The organism is Amycolatopsis sp. WAC 04182 (assembly GCF_003947465.1).
Taxonomy (GTDB): Bacteria; Actinomycetota; Actinomycetes; order Mycobacteriales; family Pseudonocardiaceae; genus Amycolatopsis.
In genome coordinates this window covers 1-791 of record NZ_QHJJ01000029.1, presented here as the reverse complement: position 1 = coordinate 791, position 791 = coordinate 1, and the positions used below count along the sequence as shown (strand labels likewise).

The following is a 791-nucleotide window of genomic DNA, read 5'->3' as shown; positions in this document are numbered from 1 at the left end:
GTGCTCATCCAACGCAAAGCCATGTTGTGGCGACGCTGAGTACGCGGTCCCAGTAGGCGGGCAAAGGGGCCTGCCTATACCTTTTGGGGAGAAAATGCACACCACCACTACGGTCCGGGCCTGGCGGAAGAGCAGCTTCTGCAACGGAGCGTCTTCTTGCGTCGAGGTTGCCCCTCTGGGTGACGGCAACGTCGCCCTGCGGGACAGCAAGGTGCAGGACGGCCCGGTGCTCGTCTTCACGCCGTCCGAATGGGCCGCATTCACGGCCGGCGTGCGCGACGGGGAGTTCGACCTGGACTCTCTGGCCGCCAGCGCGTGAAAAGCGGCCCTGGCGAGTTGGTGGCACAACCTATCAGGGCCGCTCGGGACGAGGCCGGCGCGGCCACGACCGTACTTCGGTCGCTCAGCTTGTGAGCAGTGAAGACTTGCACATCATCGCACGACGACCACCCGGGTGATCAAGGTCCGTACCCATCCGAGGTGAAGAACGGCCCTGGCCCCTCATCGACGAGGCAACCAGGGCCACCCTCCCCAAAGGGCTCGAAGCGCGGATCAGTCGCCGACGCCCAGCCCCTCGGCGACGCCCCGGCCGAGGTCCTTGTGGACGTTCTCCCAGTACTCCACGACCCGCTTCCGCATGTCGGACGTGACCTCGGGGGCCGAGGCATGGCCGACGATGTTGGAGACCAGGTGCGCGCGGTCGGTGCCGGACAACACGTTCTCCCACAGGGCGCGCGGCTGCGCGTAGTCGTCGTCCTCGGCGTGCCGGGTGTACGCCGAGCGCAGGATCT

Annotated in this window: 2 protein-coding genes; one reads left to right on the top strand and one right to left on the bottom strand. The window is 66.9% G+C overall.

Annotation, left to right across the window (positions count from 1 at the left end; translation table 11 throughout):
* Positions 1 to 94: 94 nt before the first annotated feature.
* Entirely contained in the window at positions 95 to 319 is a 225-nt protein-coding gene (locus DMH01_RS42310; RefSeq protein ID WP_125643959.1) for a DUF397 domain-containing protein, read from the top strand.
* 233 nt (positions 320 to 552) lie between these two features.
* On the opposite strand, the gene DMH01_RS42305 is transcribed toward DMH01_RS42310, so the two are convergent.
* Positions 553 to 791, bottom strand: a 239-nt coding sequence (locus DMH01_RS42305) for a catalase-related domain-containing protein (protein WP_305016650.1), incomplete at its 5' end; no start/stop codon positions are given.

Excerpts from the sequence above, each read along its gene's own strand:
- DMH01_RS42310 (WP_125643959.1), top strand. The coding sequence starts at position 95 with ATGCACACCACCACTACGGTCCGGGCCTGGCGGAAGAGCAGCTTCTGC.